This window comes from Halomonas rhizosphaerae (assembly GCF_030010555.1).
GTDB classification, from domain to species: Bacteria; Pseudomonadota; Gammaproteobacteria; order Pseudomonadales; family Halomonadaceae; genus Halomonas; species Halomonas rhizosphaerae.
Genome location: NZ_JASCQP010000018.1, coordinates 1 through 14675 on the forward strand (window position 1 = coordinate 1; position 14675 = coordinate 14675).

Below are 14675 nucleotides of genomic sequence, written 5' to 3' on the forward strand. Positions count from 1 at the left end.
GCCGTGGCGGTGTCGCCATCCGCGTCGGTGAGGGTGTAGCTGAAGCTGTCGCTGCCCTCGGCGCCGGGATTGGCGGTGTAGGTGAAGGTGCCGTCACCGTTGTAGGTCACCGTACCTTGGGTAGGCGCGGTGGCCACGGCGACGCCGCTCTGCAAGTCGACGCCGTCGGCGCCCGCGGTGTCATTGGCGAAGACGTCGATGTCGACGCTGCCGTCCTCATCCACCTCGTCTGTCACGGTGTCATCGGCAGCCACCGGACCATCATCAAGGAAGGTGACCGTGAAGGTGTCCTGCGCCGGATCCCCCTCGTTGTCGGTGATGTCCGCCGTCACGGTGACCACGACCGCGTCGTTCGGATCACTGGCGTCCGGATGCGTCATCGCCTGCAGCTGGGTCACGGTGTAGGTGCCGTCATCATTGACGACGATCTGCCAGTCACCGTTGTCCGCCGCCAGGGTGCTGGTGGCGGCATCCCAGGTGGCACCCGCCGCACTCAGGGCCAGCGTGCCGGCACTGTCGCTGCCGTAGGTGGTGGTAAACGCCTGGGTATCGGACTCGAGACCGCCCGTCTCGTCGACCGAGGCATCCGCCACGGTCACGGTCGGCGTGGAGTCCGCGGCGATGCTCAGCGTCACCGTGGCCGTGGCGGTGTCGCCATCCGCGTCGGTGAGGGTGTAGCTGAAGCTGTCGCTGCCCTCGGCGCCGGGATTGGCGGTGTAGGTGAAGGTGCCGTCCTCGTTGTAGACCAGGCTGCCGTTGCCGGTGAGGCTGTCCGCCACCAGAGCCACGCCCGTTGCCAGGTCCACGCCGTCGGCGCCCGCCGTGTCGTTGTCGAAGACGTCGATATCAACCGGCTGGTTCTCCGCCGCCTGGGGCACGCTGTCGTCGGTGGCGACCGGGCCGTCGTCGTTGATATCGACCGTCAGCGTCGCTTCCGGAGAGACGTCGCCGTCGCTGTCGGTCGCGCGAACCTGGAAGGCGTCCTGCACCTGATCATCCGCGCCGGTCAGGTCCTCACCCTCATGGTCGAGCGTGTTGTCGCTCAGGGTGTAGGTCCAGCTGCCATCCTGGTCGACGCTCAGCAGGCCGTACTCGCCCTGCACCTCGGTGCCGTCCGCCTCGACCTTGATCCAGGCGCCGTTCGCGTCCTGCACCTCGATCAGCGCCAGCAGATCGGTGCCGGTATCGATCTGGAATGAGCCCGAGGTCGAGAGGGTGCCGCCGCCGCTGCCCTCCGGCAGGGCCGACTCCCAGACCGTGTCGCCATCCCCGTCGAGATCGATGGTGTCAACGGTCGGGAAGGAATCCGGCTCGTCCTCGAGCGCGAGTGCCTCGACTGCCTGTCCCTCGATCTCGGGCGTACCGTCGAGAGACGCCAGGCCGTACTCGAAGGCGAGCGGATTGACGTTCTCGGTGATTCGCGCAAGACGCACGAAGTCATGACCGCCGCCTTCACCGCCGGCGCCCCCGGCACCGGCCGCGGTGGCATCCAGGTCCTCGAGCAGGTCACCCTCCCCCTCGTCGATTGCCGAGAGCAGGGCCTCCAGATCCTCGTCCTGGGCGCTTGCCTCCTCCGCCGCCACCGGCTGTTCGGCATCGAGGTCGGGGGTCATGACGACCTCCTGCCCCCCTTCGATCACCGTGGGGTCTAGGCCGTCGGCGAAGTCGAGCTCCACCCGGCCATTGTCCGAGGTGACCAGCGTCTCGCCCTCCTGCAGGGTGTCCCCCACCCGCAGTTCGCGAAGGTTGCCGGCCTCGTCACGTGCCCAGGCCTGGCCGCTGATGGAGATGATGGTTGCGATGGTCATGAGATGACTCCCTGCGTACGAATCGCGTGTGATGCCGCCCACGGAAGAACGGTTGATAGCATTAAACTAGGCCAGGTTCCGGGGGAGGAATATTGTACTGTTGGGCAGGACAGCGCCCTGCCATTGACCTACGTCAAGCCAATGGCCTTCTCAGACGCGGCGGAGTCTCATACGGCTTCCCGCTGGGAAAGGCGAAGAATCAACTGCAGCCGGTCGCGCACACCGAGCTTGCGGAAGATGGCTCCGAGATGCGCCTTGACGGTTCGCTCGGTGATCTCGAGCCGGCGGGCCACCTCCTTGTTGCTCTGCCCTTCCGCGACGGCCAGCGCCACCGCCCTTTCGCGATCGGTCAAACCCGAGAGGGCCTCGTCCTGTTGCTGCGACTCCCCGCCCAGGGCCCGGTAGGCGCCGCCCATTACCTGGGCCAGCAGTTCGGGCAGGACCCAGATCCCCTGGTGGCGGGTCACCAGCGCCATCTCCCTCAGCAGCTCAGGGGGCGAGAGAGCATGCGCGTAGCCCCGGGCGCCGGCGTTCAGGGCCCCCAGGGCCTCTCGCGAGCTGGGCGCATAGCTCAGCACCTTGACCATGGCCCCGCGGCCTGCGAGCAGAGTGACCAGACCCAGCCAGCCCTCGATATTGCTCATGACCCACACGCCGTCGCCTTGCCCGGCCTGGGCACGGGCCTGATGCGGCGTGACCAGGCGCGCCTCCCCGAAGGCCGCCCGCCAGCGAGGGATTTCGTCACGTCCCTGACAGACGAAGAGCTGTGCCATCATCGTTCTCCCATGGAATTGTCCCAGGCCCGCAGCACGGGCTTGAGCAGGTACTGCATCACGGTTCGCTTGCCCGTCATGATGTCCACTTGGGCGGTCATGCCCGGAATCACGTCCAGTTCCTGATGCATCTGGGCCTCTTCTGCCGTCCGCACCCGCACCAGGTAGAAGGTGTTGCCCTCGTCATCGGTGATGGTGTCGGCACTGATGTGGTCGAGCTCGGCCTCGATCCCGCCGTAGATGGCGAAGTCGTAGGCGGTGAGCTTGATGGTCGCCAGCTGTCCGGGACGCAGGAAGGCGATGTCCTGCGGGGCGATGCGCGCCTCCACCAGCATGGCATCGTCGGTGGGCACGATGTCGACCACCTCCTGGCCCGGCTGGACGACCCCACCGAGCGTCGTGATGCTCAGGCGCTGGATCACGCCATCCACCGGCGAGCGGATCTCCGACAGCCGAACCCGGTCCTGCAGTCCGGCGCTGGACTCATTGAGGGCCGACAGCTCGCCCAGGGTTCGCGAGAGCTCGGTGCGCCACTCGTTGCGGGCTTCCAGCTCGACCTCGCGCAGCTGCGCCTGGGCTTCCTCGATCGCCGACTGCAGACGATCCACCTGAGCCGTGGCCTGGGCACGATCGCCACTGGCTCGGGAGACGTCACGCTGCAAGCGCAGCACCTCGACCTCGGACACGGCTCCGGACTGCAGCAGCGGGCGGGTGAGGTTCAGCTCCTGGCTGGCCATGCCCAGCTCCCTGGCGGCAGTGTCACGCCGCGACTGGGCCTCCTCGAGCTCGGCACGACGCTGGGAGAGCCGCTCCTGCAGGATGCTCTTCTCTTCGGCCAACTTGTCGAGACCGTTCTCGAAGAGCTCGCGCTCCTGATCCACGATCTCGGGCGCACTATCGATCAACGCGTCCGAGGGGGTGAAGGGCGACCCGGTGGCCAGCGCCCGCAGCCGTTCCGCACGCGCCTGAAGGGACTCTGCCTTGGCCCGGTTCTCGCGGAAATTTGAGACGAAGCGGGTGGGGTCGATGCGCATCAGCAGCTCGCCGGCCTCGACCCGCTGTCCCTCGCGGACCGAGATCTCCTGGACGACACCGCCGTCGAAGGACTGCACCCGCTGCAGCTGGCTGGAGGGGATCACCCGGCCCGTCCCACGCGTCACCTCGTCGATGGAGGCGAACCAGGCCCACACCAGCAGGGCGGCAACGGCCAGCACCACCACGTAGAGGAAGCCGCGCGCGCGGATCGGGTCCTGCTGGAGGCGGGCCCAGTCGGCGTCGCTCGCCCAGTCGCGACTGAGGTGCGCGGAACTGACCCGGCGTGCGAAGACCCGGTCGATGAAGGGCCGGAAGGGCCTTCCACCCGCCTCGGAGAAGCGGCCGATGGCCTCGAAGCCCTGCTGCTCGGCGGTCTTTTTCGAGGTGGCCATCAGCTGGCCCTCCCGATCTGGCCCTTGCGCAGGGCTTCCACCACCTTGTCCCGGGGGCCATCGGCCACCACCTTGCCGGCATCGATGACCAGGATGCGATCGACCAGCGAGAGCAACGAGGTGCGGTGGGTGACGACGATCAGGGTCTTGCCCTGGCCGTAGGCCTTGAGGTTGGCCTTGAAGGCCTCCTCGCTGGCATGGTCCATGGAGCTGGTGGGCTCGTCGAGCAGCAGGATTCGCGGGTCATGGACGAGCGCCCGGGCGATGGCCACGGCCTGGCGCTGGCCGCCGGAGAGCATCTGGCCGCGCTCGCCCACCGGCAGGTCGACGCCCTGGGGATGCGCATTGACCAGGCTGTCGAGGCCGCTCAGCTTGATGGCGCGCAGCAGCGCCTCGTCATCGACCCCGTCGCTGCCGCCACCCGCGATGATGTTGTCGCGCAGCGAGCCGAAGAACAGGCTGACATCCTGGGGCACATAGCCGATATGGCGGCGCAGCTGCACGGGGTCGAACTGGCGGATGTCGACGTCGTCGATCATCACCGCCCCGGCGGTGGGCTGGTAGAGCCCCAGCAGCAGCTTGTTGAGGGTGGTCTTGCCGCAACCGACGCGGCCCAGTAGCGCCACCCTCTCGCCCGGCTCGATGGTCACCGAGATGTCGTGCAGGGCCTCGCGCTCCGCCTCCGGGTAGCGGAAGGAGAGCTTGTCGAAGTGGATCTCGCCACGCACCACCGGGCGGTCGATGAACGTCTTGCCGTCGGGACGCTCCACCGGCCGCTCCATCACCGCATTGAGCGACTGCAGTGCCGTGGAGGACTGGTGGTACTGCGCCAGCAGCGCCGCGGCCTGGCTGATCGGGGCCATGGCTCGCGACGACAGCAGGTAGGCGGCGATCAGGCCGCCCTGGGTCAGGTTGCCCTCGATGATCTGGTAGACCCCGATGATGATCACGCACACGGCGACGCTGTGCTGGGCCCAGAGCGCCACGCTGGAGACCGAGGAGCTCACGAGGCGTAGCTGCGCGGAGGTGCGCGACAGGAAGGCCGAGGCCTTCTCCCAGGTTCCCTGGATGCGGCTCTCGGCCCGCAGCGTCTTGACCGTCTCCAGGTTCGAGAGCGATTCGACCAGGGTGGCGTTGCGCTGTGCCCCCACCCCCCAGGTGGTCTCGGAGAGCTCGTGGAGCTTGCCCTGGGCGGCCATGGCATAAAGCAGCACGAAGACGATACCCACCAGCACCGGGATCACCAGCGGCGGGCCGATCAGCGCGATGATCCCCGCGAACATCAGCACGAAGGGCAGGTCGACCAGGGCCACCACCGTGGCCGAGCCGATGAAGGCGCGTACCGACTCGAAGGACTGCAGGGTCGCCGCGAAGGAGCCGGTGGAGGCAGGACGCGCCTCCATGCGCAGCCCCAGCACCCGGGCCATGATCGACGACGACAGCTTGACGTCGGCGCGGCTGGCCGCCAGGTCGACGAAGGCGTTGCGCATCAGGCGCAGGGCCAGGTCGAAGCAGAGCACGATGAAGATTCCCGCCGAGAGCACCCAGAGCGTCTCGGTGGCATGGTTCGGCACTACCCGGTCGTAGACGTTGAGCACGTACAGCGGCATCGCCACCGCGAAGAGGTTGATCACCACCGAGCCGGCGATGACGTCGCGATAGAGCTTGCGATTCTCGCGGATCACGCCCCAGAACCAGTGGCGCGAACGCTGCCGATTGACCTCGGGCCCGCGGGCATCGAAACGGAATCGGGGTCGCACGTAGATCGCCTGGCCGCTGTAGCTCGCCTCCAGGCCATCCAGGCTCACCTCGGTCTCGGCATCGCCCAGTTCGGGAAAGATCACCCGGGCGCGGCGCGCCCTGAGGTCGAGGGCCACCAGCACGCAAGCGCGTCCCGGCTCGAGCAGCAGGACGGCGGGGAACAGGGCGGGATTGAGCTGCACCAGTCGGCTCTGGATGATCCGGGCGGTGAGCCCGGCGCGGGACGCGGCGCGGGTAAAGACACCAGGCGTCAGGCGACCCTCCTCCAGGGGGAGGCCAGCGGTCAGCGCCTCGGCCGTGACCGCATGGCCATGGACCTGCGCGATGGTCTGCAGGCACTCGAGCAACTCGTCATGCACGGCCGACCGGGAGGGACCCGGTCCCGGGTCCAGATCTTCTTTCTGCGACACAACCACCTCGAGAATCGATACGCCCCGCCGAGGTCACGGCGGGGCGAGGTATACCGGCAGGTCGCGCCTGCCGGTGTCCGGCATCATCGTCAGCCGCTCACCGCATAGCTTCCGTCGTAGCCCATGGTCTCGAGCCGCTGGCGCAGGGTCCGCATCAGCTCAGGGTGTCGATCGGGCCGAGCTGGACGCGGTGCAGGGCCCCGGCGGAGCTGAGCCTGACCGGCAGGTCGAGCTCGCTGCCCAGGCGCTCGCCCAGGCCGCTGGCCCGCGCCTCGCTCTCCAGTGCCGCGACCTGCAGGAAGGCCCCCTCATCACGCGCCAGGGTCGCCGGCTCGGCGATACGAGCGTCTACCTCGCCGTACAGTCCGGCCGGTGCAGCGCTCCAGGCGGCCAAGGCCATGTCGCTGCCCGGGACAACGGCTTCGTCGCCTGCGTCGAAGGCATGCCCGCTCAGGTCCAGGTTCTCGCCGACACGCTCCAGGGTCACCTCGACGCGACGGTTCTGGCGGCGCCCCTCCACCGAGGCATTGCTGGCCACCGGCTGGCGCGAGCCATAGCCGCGCGTCTCGACCAGCCCTCGGTCGACCCCCTGGCTCACCAGGTAGTCGGCCACGCTGTCGGCACGCGCGCGGGAGAGCGGTTCGTTGATGGCATCTGATCCCGTGATGTCGGCGTGCCCGGCGATGAACACCCGGGCGAGATTGTCCATGCCACGGATCTCGGCGGCCAGACCGTTGAGTTCGCCTTGAGCCTCCGCGGAGAGCTCAGCACTGTTGATCTCGAACAGGGCATCGGCCGAGAAGGTAACGTCCGGCGCCCGGGCCGGCGCCTCGATGCCGCCGGTGAAGTCGGCCAGGGTGAAGCCCTGGGGCCCCTGGGCCGGACAGATCACGTCCGGGTTGATCGCCACGCCGTCGCTGCCCAGTTCGGCCAGGGTCGGCAGGTCGTCGCGCCGCACCTCCAGCGTCTGCATCAGCTGCCCCATGGCGGCCAGGGTACGGGCATCCGCCAGCGCCGCGTCATACTGGGCATTGGCGTAGGCACGGCTGGCCTCGAAGTACTCGTTCTCGCTGTCCAGGACATCGAGCAGGGTACGCTGGCCGATGTCGAACTGCTGCTGGTAGGCGCCCCGGACCCGGTCGATGGACTGGCGATGCTCGTTGAGGTACTGCAGCTGCTCGCGCAGACGCTGGGTATCGTTGTAGGCGATCTGGGTGGTCTGGCGCACATCGATGCAGGCCTTCTCGCGCAGATTGACGGCCTGCTCGACCCGGTCGCTGGCGGCGCGGAAGGAGGCCCGGTCACTGCCGCCGCGATAGAGGTTCATGCTGGCCACCAGCTCGATGCTGTGGCGATCCCGGTGCTCGCCATCGGCGATCACGTCATAGCTGCCGTCACTGTTCTCGTAGGTGCCGGTGCGGCCGCGCAGGTCGAGACGCGGCTGGAAGGCCGAGCGGGTACCGCGCTGCTCGGCGCGGGAGGCCTCGATGTTCTCGATGGCGGCATGGAACTCGGGATTGCCCTGGAACGCCAGGTCGAGTGCCCGACCGACATCCGCGGGCAGGCGGTCGTCCATCTGCGGGGCCGGGGCGAGGTTCTCCGCCGGCAGGTCGCCGACGATGCGCTGGTAACGCGCCGTCACGTCGTGAAGGTTGGAGGCCTCCGTCATCAGGTTGGACTCGGCCAGCGCCAGGCGGCCGCTGATCTGTTCCAGGTCGACGCGACGCCCCGCCCCTGAGATCACGCGCTCCTCGATCTGGTTGAAGACGCGCAGGTGCTCACGGTAGTTGTCCTGGGCCAGGCGCACCAGTTCCCGATAGCGCTGCACGTCCATGTAGGCGCGCGTCGCCTCCAGGGCGACCTCCTCGCTGGCCCCCAGCAGCTCGTAGTAGCGCACCAGTTCGGCGCGATCGAGGCGTTCGACCTCGCTGGCCGTGGCGAAGCCGTCCCAGAGCATCTGGGTGATGGTCAATTCGGCGTAGCTGGTGTCGTAGCTGCCGCGAGTGTCGAGCTGACGATCCTCCACACCGATACCCGCCGCCACATCGACGCTGGGCAGGTAGTTGCCGCGCGCCACCCCGATGTCGTTGCCGGAGGCGCGAAAGCCGTTCCAGGCGGCCTGCACCTCTGGGTTGGTCGAGATCGCCTGCTGGACCACCTGGCGCAGGTCGGTACTCCCCGGGGTCGCCAGGCCTGCCGGCAACGACTGTGCCACGGCCGAGGCGAGTGGCAGCAGTGTCAGGGAGGACCCCACGGCCAGGGTACCGGCAAGGCGACGAACACGGGTGCTGCTCACTGGATCGGTAGTGCGTTTCATGGGTGTTCCCTTTCATGATGGCAACGGCCTGGTCGCTCGGCGACCGGACCTGCCAGGAGATGAGATGATCTTCTTGTTATGGCGGGTCCCATGGGGTGACGTGACAGACCCATGGCGCATCCCTTCCCGACTTCCTATGACGACCATCCCGAAGCGCCCCATTGGCTTGGCTCAGGATCGGTCGAAAGCGTCAGACACCTCATGCCATTTCATGATGTGTCGCTTTGTAATGCAGCGTAACTGAATAGGAAGATTTGTCCACTGCCGGGATACGCTGGACAGGCAGGAGAAGACCGACGCTTGATGTAGGACAAGACCGACAAGGTGGCACCGCGCCTGACGCGACGGTGCGCTCGTCGGCAAGCCACGCCCGCCGGCAAACGTGGTATCGTCTGACCGGTCCCGAAACGGCATGGTCACCCAAGGAGAACGTCATGGCCTCATCGGAAATCCAGAAGACCCGCGTGATCAACGAGCTGCGGGGCTTCATCAAGAAACTTCTGCAGGATCCGAAGATCCTCGAGCAGTCGCTGGACATCACCCGCCGTCAGCTCGGCGAACCGGGTGAGGGGGACGTGATGGCGCGGATCGCCAACGAGATCTCCGACACCACCAGCGTGCACATCCCCGATGACCCCCAGGAACACTCTGAGGCCGACCGGCTCTTCCTCGAGCTGCTCAAGGAAGTGGTCAAGGAGGAGCAGGCGCTCTACTGACCTGACGCTCGGCCCGCCACGCTGTGCCCTCCCCTCTCCCGGCCCCATGCCGGGAGAGCTCTTTCAGCGGGCGGCTCCAGCGCCGGGCGGGTCGGGCCTGCCCTTGGCAGCTTGCCCTTGGTAGAATGGGATGCACATTGTTGCTGCTGTTCCTGTCGAATGACCTACCTGCTCAAGCTCCATCCCGAGATCACCATCAAGTCCCGCTCCGTCCGTCAGCACATGACCCGCTGCCTGGCCAGCAATGTGCGCAACACCCTGCGCCAGCTGGATGAAGGCGTGCGCGTCAAGGGCGGCTGGGACGCCCTGCTCGTGAGCCTGCCCGACACCCTTCCCGCCGGGCGGGTACAGGAGATGGAGGACGCCCTGATCCGGATTCCCGGCATCCACGAGGTGCTGGCCACCGAGGCGGTGCCCTGCACCTCGCTCGACGAAGCCGCCGCCTGGATCGTGCCGCACTGGAAGGCAGCCATCGCCGGGCGTCGCTTCCGGGTCCGGGCCAAGCGGCGCGGCGACCACGACTTCTCCTCCATGGATCTCGAACGCCACCTGGGCAGCGCCCTGCTGACGGCCGAGCCCACGGCACGGGTCGACCTCAAGCACCCCGAGGTCGTGGTGTCGGTGGAGCTGACCCACCGTTGGCTGCAGTTGATCCGCTCGCGCCGCCCGGGCCTGGGGGGCTACCCACTGGGGGTTCAGGGCCAGGCCCTGGCGCTGGTCTCGGGAGGCTTCGACTCGCCGGTGGCGGCCTGGCGGATGCTGCGCCGTGGCATCAAGACCCACTACCTGTTCTTCAACCTGGGCGGCCCCGCCCACGAGACCGGCGTGCGAGAGGTCACCCACCACCTCTGGCAGCGTTACAGCGCCTCCCATAACGTCGACTTCACCTCGGTGCCCTTCGAGGGTGTGGTCGCGGAGATCCTGCGCAGCATTCCCGATGGGCTGATGGGCGTGATCCTCAAGCGCATGATGGTGCGGGTGGCCAGCCGCGTGGCCGCCCGCTCGGGCATCCCGGCCCTGGTCACCGGAGACGCCATCGCCCAGGTCTCCAGCCAGACCCTCACCAACCTGGCGCTGATCGACGCGGCCAGCGAGCTGCCGATCCTGCGGCCGCTGGTCACGGAGGACAAGCAGGAGATCATCGACACGGCCCGCCGCATCGATACCGCGCGCTTCGCCGAACAGATGCCCGAATACTGCGGGGTCATCTCGCGCCGCCCCCACACCCGGGCGCCCGCCGACAAGGTGCTCGCCGCCGAGGCCGACTTCGACTTCAGGGTCCTCGATGCCGCCATCGAGGCCGCCAGCGTGACCCGCGCCAGCCGCCTGCTGGAGGGCCAGCGGCAGCCCGGCGAGGTGACCGTCGTCGACTCGCTGGCCAGCCTGGCCCGGATGCCGGCGGTCAGCGTGATCGACATCCGTCCCCCGGACGAGCGCGAGGCGGCACCGCTCGAGCTTCCCGAGGTGCCCTGCCTGGCGATTCCCTTCTACGAATTGCAGGACCAGGCACAGAGGCTGCCCGGCGACCGCGAATACCTGCTCTACTGTGACCAGGGAGTGATGAGCCGCATGCAGGCACTGCACCTCAAGGATCGCGGCATGTCCCACTTTGGCGTCCTGCGCCACGCCTCCTGAACCCCGCGAGCGGCGTTCGCGGAGATTTTTCCTGCCTGGATGATCCACTTTCCCCGGCATCCGGCTACGCTACAAAAAGATACAATCTGCAAGCGGATCTTGCCGGGGGGTGGCGCAGATGGGCGGACATGACTCGTCGTCACGGGAAAGCGTCGACGCGCAGGGAGAGGGTCCCCTCCGCCGGGAGGAGCACGCGCTGGCTCAGGCTCATCGGGTCCGGCCTCGCCATCTCCTGCGTCACCGGGGACTGATCCTGCTGGCACTGCTCGCCATCACGCTCGCCACCCTGCTGGTCGCCGAGGCCAGGACCTCACACCTCCAGTCCCTGGAGCTCTCCCGCTATGCCGCCTCCCTGCGCTATACCCTCGCGCCGGGGGCGAGCCCACGCATCCAGTTCCCGCGCCATGGTCCCTTCGACCAGCGACTGGGCTATACCCGGCTTCCCGAGATCGAGGCGCGTCTGTTCGCCGAAGGCTATACCATCGACCGCCAGGTGCGCTTCTCTCAGCCCCTGCTGGAATATACGCAACGCGGCTTCTTTCCACCCTACACCGAGAAGACCCGAACAGGGCTGACCCTGGAAGAGTGCCGCGGCGACACCCTCTACCGCTTCCGTCATCCGCAACGCCACTATCCCCACTTCGACGCGGTGCCACCGCTGGTCCTGCAGGTGCTGCTCTACATCGAGAACCGACAGCTGCTGGACGCCGACACCCCCAAGGCCAATCCTGCGGTGGACTGGCCACGCTTCATCAAGGCCGCGTTCTCCCAGGCGGGGCGCGCCCTGGACCTGACCGGCCAGGCCGCCGGAGGCAGCACGCTGGCCACCCAGGTCGAGAAGTATCGCCACTCCCCCGACGGACTGACCGCCTCGCCCATGGAGAAACTGCGCCAGATGGTCTCGGCAAGCGTGCGCGGTTACCGACACGGCCCACAGACGCTCGCCGCACGCCAGGACGTGGCGCTGGACTACCTCAACTCGGTGCCGCTCTCCGCAGCGCCCGGCTATGGCGAGGTCCACGGGCTGGGGGATGGCCTGTGGGTATGGTTCGGCGCCGATTTCGACGCGGTCAACCGACTGCTGGTGCCGACCTTCAATGCCCCGGACAGCCTCGCCGCCCAGGGCCTGGCGCTGCGCCAGGTGGTGGCCCTGATGATCGCCCAACGTCGCCCCTCCTGGTACCTGAACAGCGGCCACCAGGCCCTGGAATCCCTGACCGACAGCCACCTGCGCCTGCTGGCCGAAGAGGGCCTGGTGACTCCGCCCCTGCGCGATGCGGCCCTGGCCAGCCGCTTGACCTTCCGCGACTTCGCCAGGGAGCCGGTACGCCTGCAGGTCGCGCACGACAAGGGCCTGCAGGTGGCCCGCCAACGGCTCGGCCGCCTGGTCGGACTGTCCTTCTACGACCTCGACCGGCTGGACCTGTCGGCGCGCACCACCCTGCACGGCGACCTCCAGCGCCGTGTCACCGCGTATCTGCAGCGGCTGGCCGACCCGGCGTTCGCCAGCGAAGTCGGGCTGCTGGGTGAGCGTATGCTGTCGCCCGAACGGGCCGCCGACGTGCGCTACAGCTTCACGCTCCTCGAGCGCGACGCGACGGGCTTTCGGGTGCGCGTGCAGACCGACACCACCGGCCAGCCCTTCGACATCAACGAAGGCAGCAAGCTGGAGCTAGGCTCTACCGCCAAGCTGCGGGTACTCGCCACCTACCTGGAGGTAGTCGCCGAACTGCACGACCGCCATGCGGGCATGCCGGTTGACGCCCTTCGCCGCGTCGAGGTGGACCGGCGCGACGTGCTCAGCCGCTGGGTGATCGACCGGCTCATCGCCGAGCCCGACCTGAGGCTTCGCCCCCTGCTCGAGGCCGCCATGCAGCGTCGCTACTCGGCCAGCCCCCACGAAGCCTTCTTCACCGGTGGTGGCCGTCATACCTTCGGCAACTTCCGCCGCGAGGACGACGGCCGCCAACCCGGGCTCGACGACGCCCTGCGCGAATCCCTCAATCTGCCCTTCGTGCGCCTGCTGCGCGACCTGGTGCAGTACTTCGTCCATCAGGGCGAGAACCGCCGCCCGCTGCTCGAGGACGATCAGGACCCGCGGCGGCAGGCCTACCTGGCGCACTTCGCCGACCGGGAGGGCCAGGTCTTTCTCGAACGATTCTGGCGCAAGTACCAGGGGAGCTCGAGCGATGAACGCCTGGCCACCTTCCTGGATGGCATGCGCCCCACGGCGCCCCGGCTGGCCGCCGCGCACCGCTACCTGCACCCCGAGGCCGACCGCGATGCCTTCGCCGCCTTCCTCGAGACCAGGATGCCGGGCGAGCCGCTGGGCGAGCGACGCCTCGAGGCGCTCTACCGCGACCACGCGCCGAGCAGACACGGCCTCATCGATCAGGGGTACATCGCCAGGGTGCACCCGCTGGAGCTGTGGCTGGTCGGCTACCTGCTGGATTATCCCGAGGCGGGGTTGCGCGACGCCATCGCGGCGAGCCACCAGGAGCGGCAGGAAGCCTATGGCTGGCTGTTCAGGACACGTCATCGCAGTGCCCGAGACGTGCGCATCCGCACGATGCTCGAAGTGGAGGCCTTCGAGGAGATCCACCGCCGCTGGCAGCGTCTGGGCTACCCCTTCGATCACCTGGTGCCCTCGCTTGCCACCGCCGTGGGCAGCTCCGGTGACCGTCCCGCCGCACTGGCCGAACTGATGGGGATCATCCTCAACGACGGCGTCCGCCTGCCGGTGCTGCGTATCGACGACCTGCACTTCGCGGCGGGCACGCCCTACGAGACTCACTTCGTTCCTACCGACACTCGCGCCCGGCGAGTCATGCCCCCGGAGGTCGCCGCCGTGCTGCGCGAGGCCCTCGCCCGGGTCGTGGAGGGCGGGACGGCCCGACGCCTGCAGGGCAGCTTCACCCTCGCGGAAGACACCCCGCTGGTGATGGGCGGCAAGACCGGCACCGGCAACAACCGCATCGAGACGGTGACCCGCAGCGGGCAGGTGATCGACTCCCGCGCCCGCAACCGGACCGCCACCTTTGTCTTCCACCTGGGCGAGCACCACTTCGGCACGCTCACCGCCTACGTGGCCGGCAGTCAGTCCGATGACTTCCGCTTCACCTCGGCCCTGCCCGTCCAGGTACTCAAGGGCATGGAATCGATCCTCGGACCCTACCTGGCACCCGGCGACCACCGCCAGTGTCGTTCGCCGCCAACCCCGGAGATGCGATTGGCCGCCCGTCCGCTAGGCAAGCCCTGATTCGCCGATAAACAGTATGAAAAACGTCACCCACGGAATTGCGCCGCCCACAAAAGACGGGCGAAGAGGGCACCCCCTCTCCGCCCGCCGCTGATCGATCATCGTGATCGACAGGCTACCCTGGCCAGGGTGCTGGCGCTCTACCGCTAGCAGATCTCTTCCCAGAGCCGTTGCTTGAAGTCCTCGGGGAGTTCCGCCACCTTGCCAAGACGCGCCAGATGAGCGTCGGCCATGTCCTTGGCTACCTCGTGGTAACAGCTGTGCAGGGAAGCCGAACCCGAGAGGGACCTGGCATCGGCAAGACAGGTCCAGACCTTGGCATTCGAGATCGCGCAGACATTCAGGAAGTCGACCTCGACCTCCAGGGCTTCGAGCACGGATTCCATCCAGGCGCGCTGGAGCCTGGCCAGCGGATGCGAAGCGTCCATCCAATGAAGCATCCACCAGTCAAAGACCGGCTGAGAGGCCTGGGCGACGCCCGCCGGCAAAGCGGTGACGGCTAGATGAGGGACATCGTGAGGGATTACGGGGATCACTTCAGGAGTCGAGTGATCCATGGACACTTGTTT

The 14675-nt window shown here is 67.8% G+C and carries 9 protein-coding genes; 3 read left to right on the top strand and 6 right to left on the bottom strand.

Going from position 1 to position 14675, the window contains the following annotated elements; all coding sequences use genetic code 11:
* The 5 genes from QLQ83_RS05550 to QLQ83_RS05570 form a co-directional block, all read right to left on the bottom strand.
* Positions 1 to 1808 (bottom strand): retention module-containing protein (locus QLQ83_RS05550; RefSeq protein WP_282734527.1); only part of this gene is annotated, 1808 nt, incomplete at its 3' end.
* 167 nt (positions 1809 to 1975) lie between these two features.
* Positions 1976 to 2581 (bottom strand): response regulator transcription factor, encoded by a 606-nt coding sequence (locus tag QLQ83_RS05555; RefSeq protein WP_282734528.1) that lies wholly within the window; start codon positions 2579 to 2581, stop codon positions 1976 to 1978.
* Positions 2581 to 4008 (bottom strand): HlyD family type I secretion periplasmic adaptor subunit, encoded by a 1428-nt coding sequence (locus QLQ83_RS05560; protein ID WP_282734529.1) that lies wholly within the window; start codon positions 4006 to 4008, stop codon positions 2581 to 2583. Before QLQ83_RS05560 ends, QLQ83_RS05555 begins: the two co-directional genes overlap by 1 nt.
* On the bottom strand, positions 4008 to 6179 hold the full coding sequence (locus QLQ83_RS05565) for a type I secretion system permease/ATPase (protein WP_282734530.1): 2172 nt from the start codon (positions 6177 to 6179) through the stop codon (positions 4008 to 4010). Before QLQ83_RS05565 ends, QLQ83_RS05560 begins: the two co-directional genes overlap by 1 nt.
* Before the next feature lie 154 nt (positions 6180 to 6333).
* Entirely contained in the window at positions 6334 to 8496 is a 2163-nt protein-coding gene (locus tag QLQ83_RS05570; RefSeq protein ID WP_282734531.1) for a TolC family outer membrane protein, read from the bottom strand.
* A gap of 434 nt (positions 8497 to 8930) precedes the next feature.
* Between QLQ83_RS05570 and QLQ83_RS05575 the strand changes: the two genes are divergently transcribed.
* The 3 genes from QLQ83_RS05575 (at position 8931) to QLQ83_RS05585 (ending at position 14106) form a co-directional block, all read left to right on the top strand.
* Entirely contained in the window at positions 8931 to 9212 is a 282-nt protein-coding gene (locus QLQ83_RS05575; RefSeq protein ID WP_282734532.1) for a hypothetical protein, read from the top strand.
* Positions 9213 to 9371: 159 nt separating this feature from the next.
* Positions 9372 to 10847: a tRNA uracil 4-sulfurtransferase ThiI gene (gene thiI / locus QLQ83_RS05580; RefSeq protein ID WP_282734533.1), complete on the top strand. Its 1476-nt coding sequence runs from the start codon at positions 9372 to 9374 to the stop codon at positions 10845 to 10847.
* Positions 10848 to 10965: 118 nt separating this feature from the next.
* Positions 10966 to 14106, top strand: a complete 3141-nt coding sequence (locus QLQ83_RS05585) for a transglycosylase domain-containing protein (RefSeq protein WP_282734534.1) — start codon at positions 10966 to 10968, stop codon at positions 14104 to 14106.
* A 146-nt stretch (positions 14107 to 14252) separates the two neighbouring features.
* Here the strand turns inward: QLQ83_RS05585 and QLQ83_RS05590 are convergent, their stop codons facing one another.
* Complete coding sequence (locus tag QLQ83_RS05590) at positions 14253 to 14534, bottom strand: hypothetical protein (protein ID WP_282734535.1); 282 nt, start codon at positions 14532 to 14534, stop codon at positions 14253 to 14255.
* Positions 14535 to 14675 lie beyond the last annotated feature (141 nt).

Excerpts from the sequence above, each read along its gene's own strand:
- QLQ83_RS05560 (WP_282734529.1), bottom strand. The coding sequence starts at position 4,008 with ATGGCCACCTCGAAAAAGACCGCCGAGCAGCAGGGCTTCGAGGCCATC.
- QLQ83_RS05575 (WP_282734532.1), top strand. The coding sequence starts at position 8,931 with ATGGCCTCATCGGAAATCCAGAAGACCCGCGTGATCAACGAGCTGCGG.
- QLQ83_RS05555 (WP_282734528.1), bottom strand. The coding sequence starts at position 2,581 with ATGGCACAGCTCTTCGTCTGTCAGGGACGTGACGAAATCCCTCGCTGG.
- QLQ83_RS05570 (WP_282734531.1), bottom strand. The coding sequence starts at position 8,496 with ATGAAACGCACTACCGATCCAGTGAGCAGCACCCGTGTTCGTCGCCTT.
- QLQ83_RS05590 (WP_282734535.1), bottom strand. The coding sequence starts at position 14,534 with ATGGACGCTTCGCATCCGCTGGCCAGGCTCCAGCGCGCCTGGATGGAA.
- thiI (WP_282734533.1), top strand. The coding sequence starts at position 9,372 with ATGACCTACCTGCTCAAGCTCCATCCCGAGATCACCATCAAGTCCCGC.
- QLQ83_RS05585 (WP_282734534.1), top strand. The coding sequence starts at position 10,966 with ATGGGCGGACATGACTCGTCGTCACGGGAAAGCGTCGACGCGCAGGGA.